The 21,573-nt window shown below is 41.6% G+C and carries 22 protein-coding genes, 1 tRNA gene and 1 riboswitch; of the genes, 12 read left to right on the plus strand and 11 right to left on the minus strand.

All coding sequences use genetic code 11. The features are described 5' to 3' along the window. Positions 1 to 66: 66 nt before the first annotated feature. Positions 67 to 1,704: a putative manganese-dependent inorganic diphosphatase gene (locus T487_RS0107000; RefSeq protein WP_031575761.1), complete on the minus strand. Its 1,638-nt coding sequence runs from the start codon at positions 1,702 to 1,704 to the stop codon at positions 67 to 69. 98 nt (positions 1,705 to 1,802) lie between these two features. Continuing rightward, the gene (locus T487_RS0107005; RefSeq protein ID WP_031575766.1) at positions 1,803 to 2,207 is read right to left on the minus strand and encodes a hypothetical protein; all 405 of its coding nucleotides are present in this window, start codon (positions 2,205 to 2,207) and stop codon (positions 1,803 to 1,805) included. 259 nt (positions 2,208 to 2,466) lie between these two features. Between T487_RS0107005 and deoC the strand changes: the two genes are divergently transcribed. Both deoC and T487_RS0107015 read left to right on the plus strand, forming a co-directional pair. After that, positions 2,467 to 3,120, plus strand: coding sequence for a deoxyribose-phosphate aldolase (deoC, locus tag T487_RS0107010; protein WP_031575769.1), 654 nt, complete (start codon positions 2,467 to 2,469; stop codon positions 3,118 to 3,120). 43 nt (positions 3,121 to 3,163) lie between these two features. Next, positions 3,164 to 3,496 (plus strand): hypothetical protein, encoded by a 333-nt coding sequence (locus T487_RS0107015; RefSeq protein ID WP_031575772.1) that lies wholly within the window; start codon positions 3,164 to 3,166, stop codon positions 3,494 to 3,496. A gap of 56 nt (positions 3,497 to 3,552) precedes the next feature. Here the strand turns inward: T487_RS0107015 and T487_RS0107020 are convergent, their stop codons facing one another. Next, positions 3,553 to 3,843, minus strand: a complete 291-nt coding sequence (locus T487_RS0107020) for a hypothetical protein (protein ID WP_031575774.1) — start codon at positions 3,841 to 3,843, stop codon at positions 3,553 to 3,555. 165 nt (positions 3,844 to 4,008) lie between these two features. Here T487_RS0107020 and T487_RS0107025 point away from each other — a divergent pair, with 165 nt between their 5' ends. The 5 genes from T487_RS0107025 to T487_RS0107050 all read left to right on the plus strand — a co-directional run bounded on the left by T487_RS0107025 (position 4,009) and on the right by T487_RS0107050 (position 11,280). Continuing rightward, positions 4,009 to 4,470 (plus strand): hypothetical protein, encoded by a 462-nt coding sequence (locus T487_RS0107025; protein WP_031575777.1) that lies wholly within the window; start codon positions 4,009 to 4,011, stop codon positions 4,468 to 4,470. Positions 4,471 to 4,600: 130 nt separating this feature from the next. Then, complete coding sequence (gene hpf, locus T487_RS0107030) at positions 4,601 to 5,137, plus strand: ribosome hibernation-promoting factor, HPF/YfiA family (RefSeq protein ID WP_031575780.1); 537 nt, start codon at positions 4,601 to 4,603, stop codon at positions 5,135 to 5,137. Between the two features lie 279 nt (positions 5,138 to 5,416). Beyond that, a complete protein-coding gene (gene secA, locus T487_RS0107035) occupies positions 5,417 to 7,918 on the plus strand; it encodes a preprotein translocase subunit SecA (protein WP_031575782.1) in 2,502 nt (833 codons plus the stop codon). Positions 7,919 to 7,981: 63 nt separating this feature from the next. Next, positions 7,982 to 9,101 (plus strand): peptide chain release factor 2 gene (gene prfB, locus T487_RS0107045; RefSeq protein WP_242848031.1). Its coding sequence is split into 2 segments (ribosomal slippage): positions 7,982 to 8,059 and positions 8,061 to 9,101, totalling 1,119 coding nucleotides; the frame shifts between segments, so codons are not numbered across the junction. 10 nt (positions 9,102 to 9,111) lie between these two features. Beyond that, positions 9,112 to 11,280, plus strand: coding sequence for a Tex family protein (locus tag T487_RS0107050; protein WP_031575789.1), 2,169 nt, complete (start codon positions 9,112 to 9,114; stop codon positions 11,278 to 11,280). Positions 11,281 to 11,325: 45 nt separating this feature from the next. Here the strand turns inward: T487_RS0107050 and T487_RS0107055 are convergent, their stop codons facing one another. Then, the gene (locus T487_RS0107055) at positions 11,326 to 11,619 is read right to left on the minus strand and encodes a hypothetical protein (RefSeq protein ID WP_031575792.1); all 294 of its coding nucleotides are present in this window, start codon (positions 11,617 to 11,619) and stop codon (positions 11,326 to 11,328) included. Between the two features lie 136 nt (positions 11,620 to 11,755). After that, positions 11,756 to 11,870, plus strand: a riboswitch (FMN riboswitch). A 104-nt stretch (positions 11,871 to 11,974) separates the two neighbouring features. Between T487_RS0107055 and T487_RS0107060 the strand changes: the two genes are divergently transcribed. Further along, positions 11,975 to 12,571 carry an ECF transporter S component gene (locus T487_RS0107060; protein WP_036909293.1) on the plus strand — a complete coding sequence of 199 codons (597 nt, stop codon included), beginning with the start codon at positions 11,975 to 11,977 and terminating at the stop codon, positions 12,569 to 12,571. Between the two features lie 64 nt (positions 12,572 to 12,635). Here the strand turns inward: T487_RS0107060 and rimI are convergent, their stop codons facing one another. The 5 genes from rimI to T487_RS0107085 form a co-directional block, all read right to left on the minus strand. Beyond that, the gene (gene rimI, locus T487_RS0107065; RefSeq protein WP_031575797.1) at positions 12,636 to 13,076 is read right to left on the minus strand and encodes a ribosomal protein S18-alanine N-acetyltransferase; all 441 of its coding nucleotides are present in this window, start codon (positions 13,074 to 13,076) and stop codon (positions 12,636 to 12,638) included. After that, a complete protein-coding gene (gene tsaB / locus T487_RS0107070; RefSeq protein WP_031575800.1) occupies positions 13,076 to 13,783 on the minus strand; it encodes a tRNA (adenosine(37)-N6)-threonylcarbamoyltransferase complex dimerization subunit type 1 TsaB in 708 nt (235 codons plus the stop codon). The genes rimI and tsaB overlap by 1 nt, the downstream gene beginning before the upstream one ends. Next, on the minus strand, positions 13,780 to 14,241 hold the full coding sequence (gene tsaE, locus T487_RS0107075; protein ID WP_031575803.1) for a tRNA (adenosine(37)-N6)-threonylcarbamoyltransferase complex ATPase subunit type 1 TsaE: 462 nt from the start codon (positions 14,239 to 14,241) through the stop codon (positions 13,780 to 13,782). The genes tsaB and tsaE overlap by 4 nt, the downstream gene beginning before the upstream one ends. Positions 14,242 to 14,362: 121 nt before the next feature. Continuing rightward, complete coding sequence (locus T487_RS0107080) at positions 14,363 to 14,818, minus strand: GNAT family N-acetyltransferase (RefSeq protein WP_162178233.1); 456 nt, start codon at positions 14,816 to 14,818, stop codon at positions 14,363 to 14,365. A gap of 405 nt (positions 14,819 to 15,223) precedes the next feature. Beyond that, positions 15,224 to 15,297 (minus strand) — tRNA-Trp (locus tag T487_RS0107085). 415 nt (positions 15,298 to 15,712) lie between these two features. On the opposite strand from T487_RS0107085, the gene yqeC reads away from it, so the two are divergent. The 3 genes from yqeC (at position 15,713) to T487_RS0107100 (ending at position 17,735) form a co-directional block, all read left to right on the plus strand. Next, positions 15,713 to 16,447 (plus strand): selenium cofactor biosynthesis protein YqeC, encoded by a 735-nt coding sequence (yqeC, locus tag T487_RS0107090; RefSeq protein WP_031575809.1) that lies wholly within the window; start codon positions 15,713 to 15,715, stop codon positions 16,445 to 16,447. Positions 16,448 to 16,461: 14 nt separating this feature from the next. Further along, complete coding sequence (locus T487_RS0107095; protein WP_031575811.1) at positions 16,462 to 17,205, plus strand: metallophosphoesterase family protein; 744 nt, start codon at positions 16,462 to 16,464, stop codon at positions 17,203 to 17,205. A 77-nt stretch (positions 17,206 to 17,282) separates the two neighbouring features. After that, positions 17,283 to 17,735: a MarR family winged helix-turn-helix transcriptional regulator gene (locus T487_RS0107100; RefSeq protein WP_031575812.1), complete on the plus strand. Its 453-nt coding sequence runs from the start codon at positions 17,283 to 17,285 to the stop codon at positions 17,733 to 17,735. 45 nt (positions 17,736 to 17,780) lie between these two features. Here T487_RS0107100 and T487_RS0107105 read toward each other — a convergent pair whose 3' ends face one another. Together T487_RS0107105 and T487_RS0107110 are read right to left on the minus strand one after the other, a co-directional pair. Then, the gene (locus tag T487_RS0107105) at positions 17,781 to 19,217 is read right to left on the minus strand and encodes a sensor histidine kinase (RefSeq protein ID WP_051651576.1); all 1,437 of its coding nucleotides are present in this window, start codon (positions 19,215 to 19,217) and stop codon (positions 17,781 to 17,783) included. Continuing rightward, complete coding sequence (locus T487_RS0107110) at positions 19,218 to 19,907, minus strand: response regulator transcription factor (RefSeq protein ID WP_031575816.1); 690 nt, start codon at positions 19,905 to 19,907, stop codon at positions 19,218 to 19,220. It abuts the gene before it with no gap. Between the two features lie 294 nt (positions 19,908 to 20,201). Between T487_RS0107110 and T487_RS15880 the strand changes: the two genes are divergently transcribed. Next, on the plus strand, positions 20,202 to 21,569 hold the full coding sequence (locus T487_RS15880; protein ID WP_031575819.1) for a C40 family peptidase: 1,368 nt from the start codon (positions 20,202 to 20,204) through the stop codon (positions 21,567 to 21,569). Positions 21,570 to 21,573: the final 4 nt, after the last annotated feature.

The raw sequence follows: 21,573 nt of genomic DNA on the forward strand, positions 1-21,573 counted from the left end.
GATTTCCTCCAAAAAATTAATAATCAGCTTATTCTATCATAAAAACTCAAAAATACCTATAGGGAACTACCGGTTGATGACAGAAGAAATAGGGGGAATAACCTGCTTCTTCCTGGAAAGAATACCTGGGATATATACAGAGTTTTCTTTCATGGTAACCCCAAATGCTTTGTTTATGATATCCTTCTGTTTTCCAACAACAATCAGTTCAGAACCTTCTTTGTAAATATCTGTGACGATCAGCACTTGAAGGGTGAACCCAAAATCACTGGTCATTTCTTCCATGGCTTCTATGATGTCACCTTTAAGATCATTCAGTGACTCCGCATCCATAGTATAGACCTGAGATACACCAATCCGGCTGCTGTCGTAGGTGAATATTTTAAAGTCCTGCTTCAGAATTTCTTCCGGAGTCTTTCCAGCCAGGGACGTTCCATACTTAAACATCTCCAATGCAAATTCCTCTACATCAATGTCTGCAATCTGAGCCAATCTTTCCAAGGTCAGCCTATCTACATTGGTGGAAGTGGGGGACTTGAAAAGCAGCGTGTCAGAAATGATCGCTCCAGCTAGAAGACCTGCGGTCTTCTTAGAAGGTCTGATGCCATTTTCAAAGAAAATATTGGCTACGATGGTTGAGGTACTTCCCACAGGCTCATTCCTGAAGAAAATAGGAGAGGAGGTCGCAACATCCGCAACGCGGTGATGATCAATGATTTCAAGTATTTCTGCTTCATTGAGACCTTCAACGGATTGACCTTTTTCATTGTGGTCTACTAAAATCACTTTCTTCTTCTTGCCAGAAATGAGATGATATCGGCTGATGGTTCCAATGACCTTGCTTTCTTCATTCACCACAGGATAACTTCTGAATCTGGTCTCTGCCATAGTGTTTCTGATGTCTCCGATATAATCATCAGAAGAGAAATAAATGATATCCTCCCGGCTCATCACATAGCTTACAGGAACCGCTTGGGTGATGAGTCTGGAAGTGGTGTACGTGTCATAAGGTGTGGATAAAATGGTCACTCTATTCTCATTGGCTTTTTCAATAAGCGATTCTTCCACTTCACCAGATCCCGTGACAATGATCAGTGACACTTTCTTCGAAATGGCCACTTCCAAAGATTCTCTTCGGTTTCCGGTAATGACGATGTCGCCTTCCTCCAGAGTCCTCTGCACATCCTCAGGGGACGCAGACAATGCAAATATCTTGCCATAATAATGCTTTCTGTCTTTATCCAGATGAACGATTTGTCCTGTCAGCGTATCCAACAGATTGTTCACAGTGACTTTGGACTTCCCAAGAATCATGTTATCCCAAACATCCATGTAGCTTTCCGTGACATTGGATACCGAAACCACGCCATTAAGCGTCTCATTCTCGTCTACCACTGGAAGACTTTTAATATTGTTCATCCGCATAATATTCCATGCCATCTTCAATGTGATGTCCGATGAGATGGGCGCAATTTTATCGATGTTCAGGTCACTGACCTGCAGCCTTACATTTTCAATATATTGAGGTGGTTCTACACCAAAATAGGCTAGAATAAAATAAGTCTCCCTGTTGATCTCTCCAAGTCGTACAGGAATATACTGAAAACTGCCGGTTTTATTTTTAAACTCAGCATAAGCGAGTGCCGCACAGATGGAATCAGAATCCGGATTTCTGTGACCTGTGATATAAACGATATCTTTCATAGTAACCTCCTGATGGGTTGTATTTGAAGTATAAAGATGCAATACAGCACAGAGTAGAAAAGAAGTCTGCGACAGCAATTGTAGCAGACTTTAAAACTTTATTTTCTTTTATACTGTACCTGTTTCTTAGGCATTGGCGCATCAATCTTGAAAAGATCCTTTCTGGTTGTCACGTTTCGGATGTTTTTGATTTCCAGAACCTCACTGTTCTCAGACCCTTTTTTACCCTTCAGGGCTTGGATCAAGATTACATGACCTTGAGCTACGTTGATAAAGTCCGGCTTCTTGAACCATCTTTTCGCTTTGTAAACACTTCTCACAACATTCTTAGAACCGTCTGGCTTGATGATGATGGTTGCAGTCAGGACATTAAACAGCCAAAGGTATTTTTTCTCTTCCACTTTAATGGACAGAACACTTCCATAGGCCTGTGTAATTCTGTCACCATATTTCTTCATATAATTGTCCGCATAGTACTTTTGTAATTTATCTCTAAACCCCATTGTTAAACTCCTTTATCCTATGATTGCTACACTATATTATAACATAAACCCTAAAAAAGTATACGGCAAATTCCTTGTGTTTTCAAGGGATTATCCGAATGTTCCTGTTCTTCTGGAGTTATCTGTGTTTAAAGGCTTTATGCATCTGATTTGATGTCCACCTTTCATCCGCCTTCCTGTTTATTTTACGAAGGATACTAGGAGAGAGAAGGGATTCTGTGATAAAATGAGTTTGATTAGAACTAGGAGGTAATGAAAAATGGATAAACTGACATTGGCAAAGCATATTGACCATACATTATTAAAACCGGATGGCACTGAAGCAGAGCTTATCAAGCTTTGTGAGGAGGCGAAAGAATATAAGTTTTTCAGTGTGTGCGTCAACCCTTGCAACATTGAAAAAGCGAAGGAACTGCTGAAAGACTCTGATACAAAGATCTGTACTGTTGTGGGATTCCCCCTGGGACAGATGACCACAGAAGCCAAGAGCTTTGAAACAAAAGAAGCGGTGTTTTTAGGTGCGGAAGAAGTGGATATGGTCATCAATATCGGCAAGCTGAAAGATGGGGATTATGACTATGTTCTGGAAGATATCCGCGCAGTGGTCCTTGCTGCAGGCGGAGTACTGACCAAAGTGATCATCGAAAGCTGCCTACTTACCGATGAAGAAAAAGTAAAAGCATGCGAGCTAGCCAAGGCAGCTGGTGCAGATTACGTGAAGACTTCCACAGGATTCTCCAAATCAGGTGCTACGAAGGAAGACATCGCCCTGATGAGAAAAACCGTAGGCCCAGAAATGGGTATCAAAGCATCAGGAGGTATCCGTACACTGGAAGATGCTCTGGCTATGATTGAGAATGGCGCTTCCAGATTGGGCCTTTCTGCAAGTGTTTCTATTGTAAACTCTCTATAAGCATTCCCCGCCACTTCTGAAGTCTTGGAGAAGGAGAAAACAAATGTATCGTGACATAATAGATGGAGACAAATTAAAAAAACTTCTGCCAGACCTTCCAGAGGACTTATCAAATGGAGAATTGGAAATTTTTATAAGACCTTATTCTGATGACAGCAAGAAGCTGGAAGAGGTTCTTAGAAAGATCAAAAAACAAGTGAACCGCTCTGCGTTTTTAGGAAAAGAAAAAGAAGTTTTCTTTTTTGAAGCAGAGGAAGTTCCAGACGACCTGCGCAAACCTCTAACATCAAAACTGAAAGAGCTTGGGTACAATGCAGACATCAAAGAAGGCGCCCGAGGCACAGTTATCCTGACCCTCCGCTGGAAGAACACATAATAAAACCAGAGTTACGGCTTTTATCAGCCTGAACTCTGGTTTTTTTCATCTTATGATCAGGTTCGTTTATTGGGAATTTTTCTGAAAATGAGATTTCCCACAAGATTGCCAAAAACTACTGAAGCCAGCATAAAGACAAACAGCAGATAGGCCAGAGGCATAAAGCCTTCCAAGTTCCCAAAATATGTTTGATATAAAAGATAGGGAATCAGGAGAAGGCTGAGGAGCGTTGGAAGAAAACGAACCCATTTGTTTTTTGTGAAAAGAGAGCTGATAAAACTGTAAATCCCTCCGGCAAGAAACAGGAGAACAAGTAAAAATATGAGTCTTAGGGTTCCTGTATCCATATGAAAAGCTCCTTTCATTGTTGATTTGAATGATTCTAATTATAACAAAATGTAGTTTGATAAGCAAAATAATGGTAAACTATTAATACATTATTCAGATATTGTCTAAATCCTCGTTGTCTTTCTACGCTACAATAAGAAAAAGGATGGAAGGAGTTTTTGCTGATGATTGACCGCGAAATGCAGAAAATGGAAGGACGCTGGTTCCTTCAGTATTCCGGGTGTCCTTTATGGAAGAAGGGAAGCATTGATACCATATCCTTTGACTTTGAACTGATGCACAAAGGAGAGGATCTGGTCTTGAAGGAACAGGTAGAATATCGAAAAAACAGTAAAATGAAAGTGAAAAAAGGCTTTGAGATTCCTGACGAAAAGACCGGTACTTTCCATTGGCGTGGAGTAGGGATGAACAGACTGTTCAGAAACACTTCCAAAGTGCTGTATAATGCAGAAGGGATTCTCGTTATGTGGTTTGAAAAAACAATTTCCGCACCAGAATCCATTGATATTCTGACCCGAAAAAAGCATCTGACTGCTCAGGAAAGCGGATACATTTTCCGAATTCTGGAAACCATTGAAGATGCACGTAAATTCATCCCTAATCTGGAATCTGTGAATATCTTGTAATTTTGTGGGATTATTCACAATTGCAATTGATTGAAAATTTCGTCAAAGAGCGTAAAAAGCTTGATAAAATGCCGTTTTTCGATTAAAATAGAAGTAACATCAAACAGTAATCAACAAGGGGGCCAAATGTATGAAGACTTACATTTATGCAAGAAACATCACGTTAACAGATGGATTAAAGGAGGCCGTAGAAAACAAACTGAACAGGCTAGACAAATACTTCAACCAGCCTGTGGAGGCTAGAGCAACTCTTAGTGTCACTAAGATGGATCAAACCTTCGAAGTCACCATCCCCTTCGGAAATGTACTGCTGAGAGCTGAAGAATCAAGTGATGACATGTACAAATCCATCGATCTTGTTCAGGATAAACTGGAAAGACAGATCAGAAAATATAAAACAAAAATAGAAAGAAAAGCTGGAGACACTTCCGTCAGATTCAATGAAACTGCTTTTACCAGAGCAGATGAAAAAGATGAGGAAGATGCACCTAGGATTGTAAGGACCAAAAAAATCTCCATGAAGCCTATGTCCAAAGAAGAAGCAGTGCTTCAGATGGAGCTTCTTGGCCACAACTTCTATGTATTTGAAGATGAAGACGGAGAAACCAGTGTGGTCTACAAGAGAAAGGATGGCAATTACGGACTTCTTGAAAGAGAAGAAGAATAAAAGTAAATTATAAACTTTGGATGGAGCACGAAAGTGCTCCATTTTTACATGTCAGTAAAGGGAAATACGGAAAATAGTTCATTCAGGGTTAATGTATATTTAATTTTTTCGTTGTAAACTAAATAGGATGAAAATCAGGCTGTTCCTAATATATTGATATATTTTGTGGATAAGTGCTATAATATTATTTGTGCCATTCTATCTTTTCAGTAAATTGTACAGATAGACTCTGGCGAAGATTACATCGAGTCATTGAAATATGAATATGGAGTTGAAAAAATGGGATTATTTGATAAGGTTTTTGGAACCTATAGTGAAAGGGAAGTAAAACGGATCCTGCCAATCGTGGATCAGGTGGAAGCCCTGGATGAAGAGTTTCAAAAACTAACCGACGACGAATTAAGAGGAAAAACAGAAGAATTCAAAAAAAGACTTTCTAATGGAGAAACTCTGGATGATATTCTCCCTGAAGCATTCGCCACAGTACGTGAGGCTTCTTACAGAGTGCTCAACATGAAACATTTCCGTGTCCAGATTATTGGTGGATTAATTCTTCATCAAGGAAGAATTGCGGAAATGAAAACCGGTGAAGGTAAGACCCTTGTCGCCACACTGCCTTCCTATCTCAACGCATTGTCCGGCAACGGTGTCCACGTGGTTACCGTCAACGATTATCTAGCCTCTAGAGATAGAGACTGGATGGGACAGATCTATGAGTTCCTAGGACTCACCTGTGGTGTCATCCTGCATGGACTGACCAACGAACAGCGAAAAGAAGCCTATGCTTCAGACATCACATATGGAACCAACAATGAGTTTGGGTTTGATTATCTGAGAGACAACATGGTGGTCTATAAAGAAAGACGCGTGCAGCGTGAACTGAATTTCGCCATTGTCGATGAAGTGGACTCCATTCTCATCGACGAAGCAAGAACACCTCTGATCATTTCTGGACAGGGAGATAAATCTACAGAATTCTATAAAGTAGCGGATTTCTTTGTGAAGCGTCTTAAAAAAGAAGAACACTTCACCGTAGATGAGAAAGCAAAGTCCGTTGTACTCTCTGAGGAAGGAATTAAGGAAGCTGAGTCTGTTTTCCATCTGGAAAACTACGCAGAGCCTAAAAATATGGAGCTTCAGCATCATGTGACTCAGGCTTTGAAAGCCAACTATCTTTTTAAAGTAGATAAGGATTACATGGTCAAGGACGGAGAAGTTGTTATCGTAGATGAATTCACCGGCCGTCTTATGGAAGGGCGAAGATATTCTGATGGTCTCCATCAGGCCATTGAAGCAAAAGAAGGCGTAAAGGTAGAAAGAGAGTCCAAAACTCTAGCTACCATCACCTACCAGAACTACTTCAGAATGTATAAGAAGCTTTCCGGTATGACCGGTACAGCACAAACAGAAGAAAATGAATTCAGACATACCTATGGTCTGGACGTTGTGGTGATTCCTACCAATAAAGAAATACGCAGAATGGATCAGCCTGACCTTATTTATAGAACGGTCCAGGCGAAATATAAAGCTGTCGTTCAGGAGATCAAAGAGGCCTACAGCCGCAGACAGCCTGTACTGGTTGGTACCACTTCCATCGAGAAGTCTGAGTATCTTTCAGCGCTCCTGAAAAAGAACGGGGTTCCTCATGAAGTGCTGAATGCAAAGTACCATGAAAAAGAAGCTGAAATCGTCGCTCGCGCAGGTGAGCCAGGTTCCATCACCATTGCCACCAATATGGCTGGTAGAGGTACAGACATCAAACTGGGCGAAGGCGTGGTCGATCTCGGCGGTCTTAAGATCATCGGTACAGAACGTCATGAATCCAGACGTATTGACAACCAGCTGAGAGGACGTTCCGGACGTCAGGGAGATCCTGGTGAGTCCAGATTCTACCTGTCCCTGGAAGATGACCTCATGAGAATCTTCGGATCCGAAAAACTCTTCGGCATGATTGACAACATCGGTCTTGGTGAAGATGCTATTGAGTCCAAGATGGTCACAAAATCCATCGAAAACGCCCAGAAGAAAGTGGAAGGAAACAACTTCGATACGAGAAAAACTCTTCTTGGCTACGATGATGTCATGAATATGCAAAGAGAAGTCATCTACGGTCAGCGCCAGATGGTTCTGGAGGGCAAGGACCTCAAAGAGAATGTCCGTGCAATGCTTCAAAACGTGGTTTCCACTGCAGTAGAACTTCATCTGTCCAATGGTATGGATAAAGAAGAATCATTGAAGAACCTCATTGCTTATATGGAAGATGCCTTCGTTCCCCATAACAGCATCACCGTAGACCAGCTTCGGGAAATGAAAAATAGCGAGATCGAGGAGACGCTCTTTGACATTGGTGTTTCCATCCATGAAGCAAAGGAAACTGAAATTGGCGAGCAGATCCGTGAGATTGAACGTGTGATACTCCTGAAGGTGGTAGACACAAAATGGATGGAACATATCAACAACATGGACCATCTGAAACGAGGTATCGGATTAAGAGCTTACAAGCAGCAGGATCCAGTTCAGGCTTATCAGTTTGAAGGTTCCGAGATGTTTGATGAAATGATTCGTTCCATCAACTTCGATACCATCAAATATATCCTGAAAATCACGGTCAAGAAGGAAGAACCTATTGAGCGAGAGCAGGTAGCAAAGGAAACATCCACCAATCAGGACAACACCCTGAAGAAACAGCCTATTAAGAAGGATACAAGGGTAGGAAGGAATTCCCCTTGTCCATGCGGAAGTGGTAAAAAATACAAGAACTGTCATGGTCTTGGCCAATAAAAGCTGTAAATAGACTTGGGCAACCAAGTCTATTTTAAAGTAAAAGATAAAGGAGTGAAATCTATGTTGCCAAAAATACAGGAAGCGGTAACGGAACTGAAGAGTTTCAAAGAATCACTGGAAGAAATCCGGGTGTCTCTTTGACATCGATGCATTGTCCAGACGCAGAGAAGAACTGATCTTCAAAATGCAGGAAGGATCTTTCTGGAATAACCTCGAAGAAGCCAAACAAGTGACACAGGAAGAGAAAGCTATCGAGTATACCATAAAAGAGTATAAAGACCTTTCCAGCAGAGTGGAGGATGCTCTCGATATGGTGGAACTCACGGATGATGACGGAGAGATGCAGACCTTGCTCTTAGGGGAAGTAAAAGACCTGAGAAAAGGTGTGGAAGCCATGCATCTGAAAGTCCTTTTATCAGGTGAATATGACAACAACGATGTGATTCTGACATTGAAAAGTGGTGTGGGCGGTACTGATGCACAGGATTGGACATCCATGCTGCTGCGGATGTATAGCCGTTGGGCAGAAAAGAAAGGATTTTCTGTAGAACTTCTTTCTCTCCAGGACGGAGATGAAGCTGGCATCAGAGATGCCTCTCTTAAAATCACCGGCCCCTATGCATACGGTTATCTGAAAGCAGAAAAAGGCATCCACAGACTGGTTCGAATTTCACCATTCAACGCTTCCGGCAAAAGGCAGACAAGTTTTGCCTCTGTAGAAGCTGTACCTCTACTTAAAGATGACAGTGAAGTGGTGATTAAAGATGATGAACTTAGGATTGATACCTACAGAAGCACCGGTGCTGGAGGACAGCATGTAAACACCACGGATTCAGCGGTTCGAATCACACACCTTCCCACGGGAATCGTAGTCACATGCCAGAACGAAAGAAGCCAGATTCAGAATAAAGAAACAGCCATGAAAATGCTGAAGTCAAAACTCGTGGAGCTGAAAATACGATTCCAAAAAGAAAAAATAGAAGATATTACAGGCGAAATGAAAGACATGGGCTGGGGAAGCCAGATCCGAAGTTACGTTTTCAATCCCTATAATCTGGTGAAGGACCATAGAACACTGGAAGAGGACGCCAATGTGGATGCTGTGATGGATGGGGACCTGGACAGATTTATCAGTGCCTATCTTAAGAGCATGAGTAATGGAAGCCTTCGGGCAGAGTAGGAGTATAAAGATGGATATAATAGAAAAAATCGCACGAGAACTGAGTGTCAGAAAAGATCAGGTGGAAGGTACCGTAAAGCTTCTGGATGAGGGTGCAACAGTTCCTTTTATCGCAAGATACAGAAAGGAAGCCACGGGTTCCTTGGAGGACCATATGATCCGTTCTGTTTCAGAACGGTTGGAATACTTGAGAGGGCTCCTTCAGAAGAAAGATGATATCAAGAGGCTTCTGACAGAGCAGGGGCAGCTTACAGAAGAGCTGCAGCGCGAAATTGAAAAAGCTGAAACAGTCACAAGGCTCGATGACATTTACTTGCCTTTCCGTCCTAAAAAGAGGACAAGAGGAACCATTGCCCGGGAAAAAGGACTCTCCCCACTTGCAGACTACATCCGCTCCGGCGGCGAAAACCCTATGAAAAAAGCCGCTGAATTTATCACAGATGACGTAAAAACAGCCGAGGAGGCTATGAAATACGCCTTGGATATTCTGGCGGAAGAGTTTTCTGAGGATGCGGATCTCAAAGGACAGCTGCGCAGCATCGTCGTGAGATCTGCTGAAATCAAAACCAGCGGAGAACAGGAAAACACACCCTATGAAATGTATTATGACCACAAGGAGCCCGCACTTCGAATGCCCAGTCATCGGACTTTGGCCATAAACCGTGGTGAAAAAGAAGGGATCCTTAAAGTCACTATAACAGTAGATGAAGTTCGAGCACTGCAGGCAATGACTGCACGCTATATCACTATAAATCCGGACTGCAATGGCCTTCTGAAGGAAGCTTCTGAGGATTCCTTTAAAAGACTGATCCTTCCTTCACTGGAAAGAGAACTCCGCAACACACTGACCGAAAGAGCAGAAGACTCCTCAATCATCGTGTTTAAAGAAAATCTGAAATCCCTTCTGCTTCAGCCGCCAGTTAAAGGATTCAGTGTCATGGGATTTGACCCAGGCTTCCGAACCGGCTGTAAAGTAGCTGTTTTGGATGATACCGGAAAGTACGTGGACCATGCGACGGTATACCCTACAGTACCAAGAAAAGACATCCAGGGGACTATAACCGTACTGAAAAAGCTTATCAAGAAACACAATGTCCAAATCATCTCCTTAGGAAACGGAACAGCCTCACGGGAATCTGAGCTGGTTTTAATGGAACTTATAGAAGAGCTGAAAAAGGAGAACATTGATGTCTCCTATGTCATCACCAATGAAGCAGGCGCTTCTGTGTACAGTGCGTCCAAGCTCGCAGGTGATGAGTATCCAGACCTTGACGTCACCATCAGAGGTGCCATCTCCATCGCAAGAAGGCTTCAAGATCCGTTGGCTGAACTGGTGAAGATTGATCCGAAATCCATCGGTGTAGGGCAGTATCAGCACGATATCGGCAAGAAAAAACTGGATTCTTCCCTCGTAGGCGTTGTTGAGGATACGGTAAATGCTGTTGGTGTGGACCTCAACGTGGCAACACCATCACTTCTTTCCTATGTGGCAGGCATCAACAAAACCATAGCAGAAAACATCGTTGCCTATCGGGATGAAACAGGGAAATTCACTTCCCGAAAAGAGCTGAAAAAAGTAAAAAGACTGGGAGATAAAGCCTTTGAGCAATGCGCAGGATTCTTAAGAATCCGAGAAGGCAAAGATTTCCTGGATAATACGGGTGTGCATCCTGAGTCCTACAGCGCAGCATACACCATTTTAGAAGCACTTGGATACAACAAGAAGAAGCTCAGTGAAGAAGGGCTTCTGGATATCGAAGAACGGGCCCAGGCTTTTGGACTTTCGAAGCTTTGCGAGATCTCCTCTCTGGGAGAGCCTACTGTAAAAGATATTCTGAAGGAGCTGAAAAAGCCCGGCAGAGACCCTAGAGAAGATTTACCAAAGCCTGTCTTCAGAAAAGGGGTCATGGACCTGAAAGATCTGGAAGAAGGTATGATCCTAACTGGTGTCGTTCGGAATGTAGCTGAATTTGGAGCATTCATCGACATCGGTGTTCATCAGGATGGACTGGTCCATAAAAGTGAACTGTCCGACCGGTATGTGAGAAATCCCTTGGAATTCGTACGGTCCGGAGATGTAGTAGAGGTAAAGGTGCTTTCTGTGGATAAAAAAAGAAACAGAATCAGCCTGACCATGAAGGGGCTAAATAAAGATCAGCGCAACATAAAGCAGCAGTAAAAGAAAGAAGGACACAGCCTCGCTGTGCCCTTCTTCCTGCTCTATCTAGTTATGAAGAAAATACTGTTCCAGGACGGACAATATCTTTTTGAATTCGTGCTGATCAATGTTTCCAAGCTTTCCTCGGAAGCTGTTGAGATATTGGTATAACGATAGAGTCTCATACTCCATATCATGATTCTTCACATAAGTGATGGTTTTCCTAAGCCATTTTGTCAGCTCATCATATGTGGTAGAATAAAGAGAATCCTTATAAATCCCAAAGGGATAGGAGAGGGTAAAAGTCTTTTCGAGTTCATACGCTTCCTGCAAAAGTTCATGGGTTACTTGGACATTCATTTTATATTCCACCTTTAACTGAAAAAATTGACAGATGAATTGATGTTTTATTGCTAGATTACCATTTGATTATACCACAGGTTCCGTACTATTGACACATTTCTAACAACGTGGTATTCTTATATTGTAAATTAAATAGCATCTTCAGGGCGGGGTGTAAGTCCCCACCGGTGGTATAGCCCACGAGCCGCAAGGTTGATTCGGTGTAACTCCGAAGCCGACAGTTAAAGTCTGGATGGAAGAAGAATGATTGTTTTTGCGTTCACGCCTTGATTTCTATATTTATATGGAATCAAGGCTTTTTTACGTGAACAATCTTCTGGAGGTTGCAAATAATCTTTAGGAGGGTTTACACATGGTAAACGTATCAAAAAAAACCAACACTGTTGTCAAAGCTGCACTTCTTATGACGCTGGGATTCATCCTCACTTATTTTGAGTTTCCTGTACTGCCTGCTTTCCCTTGGCTTAAAGTAGACTTATCTGCTGTTCCTGTACTTCTTGCAGGATTTGCCTTCGGTCCTCTGGTTGGTGTTGGTGTCGAAATTCTGAAAAATATCCTTGTAATCGTCATTCAGGGAAGTACCACAGGTGGTGTAGGTCAGCTGGCAAACATCATTGTTGTTGGTTCTTATGTATTCTTCGCATCCTTAGTTTTCAAGAAGATGAAGACAAGAAAAGGAGCAATCATTGGTGCTTTCTTAGGATCCGTCGTCATGATCCCTTTGGCCATGCTTTCAAATTACTTTATCCTGATTCCAATGTTTTTCCCAGGTGGTATGGAACCAGAAGCGTTCCGTTCTTACATGTACTACGGAATACCAGCTTTCAACTTCATCAAGGGAGCCATCATCTCTGGTGTAGGGATTCTCTTCTATGATAGAGTAGCATCTCTCATCAACCGTGAGGCCATCTTCCAGGAAAGATACAAGAAGCTTCATAAAGCAAGTTAGTAAAACCACAAAAGCCTCTCTGCAAGCTGCAGAGAGGCTTTACTTATATCCTTGCAATCAGAAATCAGATTTGCAGATTCATGACAAGAGCATCTTCTCCATTGATGTAATAACGCTCTCTTTTTGTGAGCGTAATAAAGCCAAAGGATTTATATAGTTTCTGAGCTGGAAGATTCGACACACGAACTTCCAGAAATATATTCTGGATTCCTTTCACTTTCAGCTGCCGGATCAGCTCGCTCAGGACCATTTTCCCGATACCCAGCCGCTGACAGCTGTTTTTCACTGCGATATTGATGATATCCGCATCTTCGAATGTGTACCAACACTGAACGTATCCCACAACCTCGTCACCAAGGAGCGCCACCAGATTCAGCGCATGGGGATTCACAATCTCCCGAATCAGCTCTTCCTTGGCCCAGGGCAGGGGGAATGCCTCTTTTGAAATTTCATAGACCTCATCCACATGACGGGGCTCAAATTCTTTAATGATGATCCTCTCCATCAAAGGAGCCTTCCTTGTTTTTTCTCATACTCATATTCAGCCTGGCTCTTTCTCATGTAAAGAGGGACCAGAGAATAAATATCCTCTTTCTCCTCACTTTCAATCTTATCGCGAAGAAGATAGGGGAGGGTAGACGCTTTTGGAATGTTCAGATTCTGGGGAGCAAGAATGATATTCTTTCTGGATTGAAGCTCCTCACCAGGAATTTTTGATATGATATCTCCCATGATCATAATTTCTTTTGTCTCATCCGCCACTTTGTCCATGACTTCATCTAAAGTTAGAATGGTGGGTTCCATAATAGTCACAAGCTTTCCTTCGGAGAATGTATAGAATCCAGTATAATACCCATTTCTCAATGCATCCACCATAGGAATTATCAGCCCCTGATACCCGAAGGCACCATACGCCAGAGCTGCTAGAGCATTTGCTGCATAAATAGGGATATCTAAAGCCAAGGCCATGCCCTTCGCAGCCGCTAGACCGATTCTAAGGCCCGTAAAGGAACCAGGCCCCTTAGAGACTGTTATGGCCGAAAGATCCACTGGAGCCATGTGAAGCTTCTCAAGAAGTTCTTCCACCAAGGGCATGAGAAGCACCGAATGCTGCAGGTTAAAATTGATACTGATTTCACCTAAAGTTTCGTACTCTCTTACCACAGCAACTGTACAGTTGCTGGAAGATGTATCTATACTTAAAATATTCACATCAGCACCTCCAAAAACGGATAGATTCTACCGACTTCATGAAATGTAATCTTTCTTTCATCTTCCACATCTGTTTTCTCAATCTTCACCTGAAGGAACTGATCTGGCAATATGGATTCAATGAGGTCTGCCCATTCAATCAGTGCAACGCCATTTCCATATATATATTCTTCAAATCCCACCTGGAGCACCTCCTCAGGATCATGCACACGATACACATCAAAATGATACAGCGGCACTCTGCCAGAATGATACTCATTGACAATGGTGAACGTGGGGGAGGTGATATTTTCTTTGACTCCTAATCCATCTGCCAAACCTTTTGCAAAATGTGTTTTTCCAGTTCCTAAATCTCCTGTCAGACAAACCGTGGTTCCTCGTTCTAAACTCTCTCCCAGCTTTCGTCCCAGTTCCATGGTTTCTTTCACAGAGGATGATTTTTTGATAAATGTACTCATCTTCTCACCTTGTTTCCTATTCTCATTTACATCTCTACATTATAACTCAGGAAAAGTAACTTGAAAAGAAAAACAGCCCACCTGTGAGATCCGACGGATCACGCAGGTAAGCTATACCTCTTTACGCTGCTTTCTTCAGGAAGGTATCAAAATCCATACTGAGCAGATATAAATCTTGTTTCACCATATCACCTTCGAATCCAAAATGTTCGAAGAGGGATAAAGAGCGTTTATTAAGATGTTTGATTTTTGCATTGATTTTTTGTGTGCGAAGTGAAAAGAACGCTTCACAAAGAGCTTTCTTTAATGCTGATTTTCCGTAACCTTTACCCCAAAGTTCTTTTTCACCGATGGTAATGACGATTTCATGCGCATTGGCTTTCGGAATAAACGTAACGTACCCAATAGCCTCATCTTTAAGACAAATCAGGTAAAAAAGACCTTTCTGGTTAAAAACCTGGTTATACAGAGGCATTCTTGATGTTTCCACCAATGAGCGGATCTGTCTGCTCATTTGGGTATCCTCATTGAGGTGTGCAATGATTTCCTGATCTTCTAACCAATCAGCAATTTTCAAAGCATCCTCCATAAAAATATCCTGTCTTAAGCTAATCATAGAAAACTCCTTTAAATCACAATCATTTTAGTGCAATACACTGGTACTGAACCCATCTATGTATTCTAGTATGAGTCAGAGCCAAATTCAAAGCCGTATTCCATGACTTTTTGAAAATATTGGAGTTTACCTGTGTTTTCCTGTGTTTATCTCTATTTATATGAACTTTTCAACGCATTATGATATGCAAATAACATAAACATAAATTAAACAGAATATATTAAGATTCTTATAGAATAACCGCAATATATTCTGTAATCCTTAATAATACATGTGATTTTTTCAGGAAAACAAAAAACGGAGACCCGTAAGAATCTCCGAAAAAAAAGAAAACAGCCTAGTACATCGTACTAGACCGATTCATCATGGCAGGGGTACTAGGATTCGAACCTAGATTTACGGTTTTGGAGACCGTTGCTCTGCCATTGAACTATACCCCTAAACCTTATAGTGCCTCAAATAGGCTACATTGGTTATTCTAACACCCTTAGAATAAGATGTCAACAACTTGTTCACAATTTCTCGAATTTCTCGAATTACCTTAATTGACAATTGCCAAAGTAACTTCCGGTTGGACGAAAGAAAAACAATGAAGCGGAAGTTCCTCTTGTAAAAGGGACAACAGGAGAACTGCTCCTATTTCTGTAGTAAGTTCTTGTTATTTACGAATAAAAGGATTTACTGAAAGACTTTAGGCAGCCGATTCATAGTGATTTTACGGTGCTGAAAATAAGATTTCTGGATGCAGAACCCTTTACATATGCTACAATGATGATAATAAGTGAAAACCCTGCAAGGCCCGGTACGAATAAATATCAGGGATATAAAGAGCAGTTACTTTGAGGAGGTGTCCTTTTGCTGGCAGAATTATTACGTCTTCATAAATACCATGATGTGGCACTGGTTGGTGCTGGTGGTAAAACCACACTCATTAACCGACTTACAGAGTCATTGCGCAAAAAAAAGAAAATCTTGGTGTCCAGCACTACAACCTTCATCAAACCTGCAGAGACGATGTTTGATTTTATCGATGTAGCCTACAGCGAGGATTATGATCTTTCCAGTTATGAGAAAACTGGAATCTATCTCATAGGACGCGGAAAAAACTTGAAAGATCTGGTCATGGGACTGGAAATTTCTGATATTGAGCGAATTTCTGCTCATTTTGATCAGACAATCATTGAATGCGATTTTTCAAATGGTCGCCCGTTGAAGGGCTTCAGAGAGTTTGAACCTGAGATTCCAGAGACAACCGATGTCACCATTGGAATCGTTGATATCCAAGCACTGGGTTTGCAGGTCAACAGTAAAAATATCCATCACCTGGACAAGTATATTGAACTGACCGGCGCTTCCATCGGCTCTTTAGTGACCATACAGGATCTTGTGAAGATCGTTGAGAACTCCGAAGCCTTATTCAAGAATGCAAAAGGAAAGAAAGTCCTTTATATCAATAAAGTTGAAAAAGCAGTGGATCAAGCTCTTGCCACCACTTTACTGGAAGCACTGAACGTTGAGAATCTGGACTTAATCCTGGAAGGTAGTCTTGTTGAGAATCGTTACGATATACTGTATGAAGGGAACTATTAGAGGAGACTAAGAAGATGAAGTATTTGATTCTGAGTGATATCCACTCAAATTATCAGGCATTCACCAAAATACTGAATACAGAAAAATTCGATGAAGTGCTTTTTGTAGGAGATATCATCGGTTATGGAGCAGACCCATACTTTTGCTATAAAAAGTTTCTAGAACTCGGTGGAACAGGAGTCCTTGGAAATCATGAACAGGGTGTCCTAGAACCAGAAACCTTGACAAAATTCAGTGAAAATGCCAGAAAAGGAATCCTCTATACCATAAAGCACATCCCTAAGGAATACATTGACCATATGAGAATACTGCCAGCCGTTCTTGAAATGGAAGATTTTGTTCTCTGCCATGCAATGCTCGGCGATCCTTTAAGTTTTCAGTATGTATTTCCTGAGAATAAAGATTCCATATTCCTGATGGAAAGCTTTGAAGTGCTTGAAAAACTGGGGAAGAAGATCCAGTTTACGGGCCATACGCACAGACCCTGTATTTTTAAAAAGAGAGAGGATGAACAGATTGAGGTTTACCCAATCCACCATGGTGACATTTATCTGGATGATGCTTCTTATGTCATAAACGTGGGAAGTGTAGGGCAGTCAAGAAACGGAATTCCAAAAGCTCATTATATTGTCTATGATTCTGTGAAAAGAAGAATCCGGTTCAGAGCATTGGATTATGATATAAAAGAGGCTGCAGACCGCATCCTCAAAGCAGATCTTCCTGAATTTCTTGGTCAAAGGCTCTACCTTGGCACATAGTCAAGGAAGTTTATTGACAGCAACTCCAGTTTTATGATACAATTTAATTGAATACAATAAAACATGAGGTAATACGTATGATAGATGAATTAAAACTCGAAAATCAATTGTGCTTTGCAGTCTATGCTTTTTCAAGAGAAATCACGAAAATATACCGACCTTTACTGGAGCCGTTGGGACTGACCTATACACAGTACTTGGTGATGATTGTCCTATGGGAAAAAGATGGAATATCCCTGAAAGAGCTTGGAAGCAAGCTGAGATTGGATTCAGGCACACTCACACCTCTATTGAAAAAACTGGAGAATGATGGAAACATCGAGCGAACCAGAGACAAGAGGGATGAGCGTAATCTCATCATCTATCTGAGCGAAAAAGGGAAGGAACTGATGAAAGAAGCAGAAAAAGTTCCGGACAATATCGCATGCAGTTTGCCAATGGACCTGGATGGCATCGTAGGTTTGAGAGAACAGCTGAAACTCATTCTTGACCAGCTGGAAAATCAGACCAAAGACAATTTTTTGAAATAATTGCAAAAATCCTCTGATATCAAGGTATCAGAGGATTTTTTCCTGTCAAATATTATTTTCATCTAGAAGTTCAGAGGATCTTCCCGTTATTTCCATGGATGGACCTCCTACTTCGTACAGTCTGAACTTTATCATGAACGTAGAACCTTTCCCAACAGTGGAAGAGACATCAATGGTCCCTCCGTTGAGTTTCACAAAATTTTTGACGATGGTGAGCCCAATTCCACTGCCTTCAACAAGTTCTCTCGATTTATCCACTCTATAGAACCTTTCAAATACATTGGGCAGATCTTCTTTTGGAATACCAATGCCCGTATCCTTTATCCTGATATAGCAGAACTTATCATCCCTGGAGAGCTTGATGGTGATCATCCCGTTTCTCGGGGTAAACTTGATGGCGTTATGCAGCAGATTGTTGATGATCTGATAAATAGAGTGCTTATCCGCCAGTATCAGAAACTCCCCAGTTCTTTGAGGAATGAACTTTAATTTGATGGATTTTTCTTTGGTGATTCCCTGGAAGTTGTGATATATATCCTGAAGAATCTGCCGGATATCCAATACTGCTATTTTAGACACCATGCTTTCTGCCTCAAACTGTTTCAGGATATTCAGATTGTCCAGGAGCTTTCCGAAACGAACCACTTCTGAGTTCAGTGCCTGAAGTCTCTCTGGAGTAGCTGGAAGAATACCATCTATGATGGCTTCCAGATTTGTCTGAAGAACATTCAGAGGATTTCTCAGTTCATGGGATACGTCTGTGATAAGACGCTTACGGAGCATATCCTGACGATCCAGTTTCTCTCCAAGGGAGTTGATGCTGTTTCTTAAGGTCTCAATCTCCACCACATCCGCTTCCTGTAGTTCTCTTGCAGTCAGCTCACCCATGGATAAGCTGTAGGCTGTATGGGAAATTCTTTCGATAGGATCCGAGAGCTGCCTTGCGACAAAAAGCGCAATTAAAACGATAATGAACACCGCGAGAAAAGCACTAATCAGAATACTCATCGTAATAGAGTTTAAGAAGTTCTTGTCCTCTGTGGAAATCACAAGGGGAGAGAACTGACCAATCACGACATAACCAAGAATCTGATTCTCACTTTTTATGGGATATTCATAGGGAACATACTGCTCCATGGTGAAAGCCCCATCTGGATTGATTTCTTTTTCCTTTTCTACTAGTTTTAGTGGATCCATTGCCCAAAGGACCGATTTATCCCAGTTCAGCAGCGATAATGTGAAGTTTGCTGACTCTGCCTCACGTTCCAGACTTTTCCCCGAGATATTTGTCCATCGTTTATCCCTTAAATAGGCATCCCGGAATGTGGCAATAATCCGCTCGTCTCTTTTGGTCTGGTTCACTTGGAGATAATCATTGAACCGTGCATTCAGCGTCAGGTTTATGACGATATATGCAATAAGAAGAGACAATAAAGCACTGATCGATATGGCCACAGTGAGCTTATATTTAATGCTCCTCAACTATTGACCACCACCAAACTTGTACCCCAGCTTAAATACTGTAATGATATAAGAGGGGTTCTTTGTATCGAGCTCGATCTTCTTTCGGATATTTTTAATATGAACATCAATGGTTCTGTCCACACCTTCAAAATCGGGTCCTAGAACACGATCGATGAGGGTTTCTCTGGATAACACAATGCCAGGATTCTCCGATAACAGCGTAAGAATGTCAAATTCAATCGGTGTCAGGGCTATTTCATCTCCCCGCAACCGTACTTCACGTTTGTCGTTGTCAATGACCAGTTCTCCGCCATTGAACGTGACCACATTTTTATTCTCTGGAATATCTTTAATTCTTCTGAAGAGCGCATTAACTCGTGCAACAATCTCTCTAGGGGAGAATGGTTTCACCAAATACTCGTCCGCACCTAAGTCCAGGCCGCGTATCCTCTCCTCAAGACTGGATTTCGCAGTGAGCATAAAAATATACGTGTTTGATTTCGCACGAATCCTCTTGCATATTTCTTCACCAGAGATGTCAGGCAGCATGAGATCCAGAATAATCAGATCAAAAGCAATATCTTCAGTGTATTCAAGGCCTTTGTACCCGCGTTCTGCAGTATAGACTTCATAACCTTCTTTCCTTAAATACGCGGATATAGCTTCCAGTACGGAAGGTTCATCTTCAATAATCAATATTTTATTCAAATTAACACCTCATTTCTTTGATGTGATTATAACACCTGCCTTCTTGTGTTGGCAAAGAATCTTGACAAAAAGACGAAAGATTCCAGTAAATGGTTTTCAATATTTTTACTTCTCCAGAAAACATTTCTCATAATAATTGAAGCATCACAAAATATAGTGATAAAACAGTAAAAAAAATGATGCGATTATTTTAACAAAATGAGCAAACTTTATACGTTCTTCATAAGTTAAAATTATAATTCAATCTGTAATAAGTTTGTAATCATTATGAATTTTCCCTTTTTGGAGGTAGAAATGAGAAATATAAAATATAAAGTAGCTGCAGCTTTAGTCGCAATTAGTATTGTCTATGGCGGATCTATTCCAGTTAAAGCGGAACCGCTGACCGATGCTCAGCAGCAGGAACTGGATGCGGTTCGGGCAGAGTATGAGAGTATTTTAGCAAAAATGGCTGAAATCGACGGAAAGATTGCAGAAATTTCTGACACAATCACCGATATCACTATTGAAATTGAAGAAAATGACGCCAATATTACTAGATTGGATGAGGAGATTGCTCAAAAGTCAGATGAAATCAAAAACACTGAAATAAAACTACTCCAGAAAGAAACAGAATATGGCGAGCGTTTAAGAGCCATGTATAAGCAAGGCAACAACGGTATGATCGAAACCATCCTTGGTGCTGACAGTATTGCTGATTTTGTAGCTCGTGCAGACGCCATCATCAAATTCGCAAAGATTGACAAACAGCTTTTAGATGAAATTCAGGCAATCAAAGATTTGCTTGTTTCACAGAAAGAAGAACTGGATACAGCAAAACATGAAGTTGAAGTGCTGAAAGCAGAAAATGTCGTAAGACTGGAACAGCAGAAAGTAAAAATGGCCGAAACCGAAGATCTTCTGGAAGATATGGAAGTAGAAGAGAAGAAAATTCTTGGAAACCTGGCGTTCGCAGAACTTTATTTTATCGGAAACAATGATGACATCATCGCAGATTCAAGCAGCAGTGACGAAATGATTCAGGGTGCCATCGACCAGCTCCGTGCTGTCCGCAACAATATCGTGACAGATACGACGGATGCGAAGGTAGTTGCCCTCATTGAGCAGGGTAAATCTGTCCTGAACCAGAGAGCTGCAGCAAGAAGAGAAGCTGAAAGACGGGCAGAAGCTGAAAGACGTGCTGAAGCAGCAAGAATTGAAGCGGAAAGACAAGCACAGCAGTCACAAAACAATAGCAATAACAACAGCAGCAGTTCACAGCAGCCAGCCCCTGTAGCTCCAAGCGCTCCAGCGGTCAGTGCACCAGCCAGCGCATCTGCTCAGGCGGTACTGAACTATGCTTATAAGTTCATTGGCACACCATATGTATGGGGTGGAACCACACCAAGCGGATTTGACTGTTCTGGATTCACTTCTTATGTCTTCAGGAATTTTGGTGTTAACCTTCCACGAGTTTCAAGATCACAGGCAACGGTAGGCGCAAAAGTAGATTATGCTAATCTGCAGCCTGGAGATTTGGTGTTCTTTGGAAGCGGAAGCATCTCCCATGTAGGGATTTACATCGGAAATGGCAACATGGTCCATTCACCAAGACCTGGTAAGAGCGTGGAGATTTCCAGCATGAGATACCACAAATTTATCACAGCAAGACGTGTACTTTAATTGA

The organism is Proteiniclasticum ruminis DSM 24773 (genome assembly GCF_000701905.1).
In the GTDB taxonomy this organism is placed as follows: domain Bacteria; phylum Bacillota; class Clostridia; order Clostridiales; family Clostridiaceae; genus Proteiniclasticum; species Proteiniclasticum ruminis.

Bases quoted from the DNA above. Each gene is read 5' to 3' on its own strand.
- T487_RS0107000 (WP_031575761.1), bottom strand. From the start codon at position 1,704: ATGAAAGATATCGTTTATATCACAGGTCACAGAAATCCGGATTCTGAT.
- T487_RS0107005 (WP_031575766.1), bottom strand. From the start codon at position 2,207: ATGGGGTTTAGAGATAAATTACAAAAGTACTATGCGGACAATTATATG.
- deoC (WP_031575769.1), top strand. From the start codon at position 2,467: ATGGATAAACTGACATTGGCAAAGCATATTGACCATACATTATTAAAA.
- T487_RS0107015 (WP_031575772.1), top strand. From the start codon at position 3,164: ATGTATCGTGACATAATAGATGGAGACAAATTAAAAAAACTTCTGCCA.
- T487_RS0107020 (WP_031575774.1), bottom strand. From the start codon at position 3,843: ATGGATACAGGAACCCTAAGACTCATATTTTTACTTGTTCTCCTGTTT.
- T487_RS0107025 (WP_031575777.1), top strand. From the start codon at position 4,009: ATGATTGACCGCGAAATGCAGAAAATGGAAGGACGCTGGTTCCTTCAG.
- hpf (WP_031575780.1), top strand. From the start codon at position 4,601: ATGAAGACTTACATTTATGCAAGAAACATCACGTTAACAGATGGATTA.
- secA (WP_031575782.1), top strand. From the start codon at position 5,417: ATGGGATTATTTGATAAGGTTTTTGGAACCTATAGTGAAAGGGAAGTA.
- T487_RS0107050 (WP_031575789.1), top strand. From the start codon at position 9,112: ATGGATATAATAGAAAAAATCGCACGAGAACTGAGTGTCAGAAAAGAT.
- T487_RS0107055 (WP_031575792.1), bottom strand. From the start codon at position 11,619: ATGAATGTCCAAGTAACCCATGAACTTTTGCAGGAAGCGTATGAACTC.
- T487_RS0107060 (WP_036909293.1), top strand. From the start codon at position 11,975: ATGGTAAACGTATCAAAAAAAACCAACACTGTTGTCAAAGCTGCACTT.
- rimI (WP_031575797.1), bottom strand. From the start codon at position 13,076: ATGGAGAGGATCATCATTAAAGAATTTGAGCCCCGTCATGTGGATGAG.
- tsaE (WP_031575803.1), bottom strand. From the start codon at position 14,241: ATGAGTACATTTATCAAAAAATCATCCTCTGTGAAAGAAACCATGGAA.
- T487_RS0107095 (WP_031575811.1), top strand. From the start codon at position 16,462: ATGAAGTATTTGATTCTGAGTGATATCCACTCAAATTATCAGGCATTC.
- T487_RS0107100 (WP_031575812.1), top strand. From the start codon at position 17,283: ATGATAGATGAATTAAAACTCGAAAATCAATTGTGCTTTGCAGTCTAT.
- T487_RS15880 (WP_031575819.1), top strand. From the start codon at position 20,202: ATGAGAAATATAAAATATAAAGTAGCTGCAGCTTTAGTCGCAATTAGT.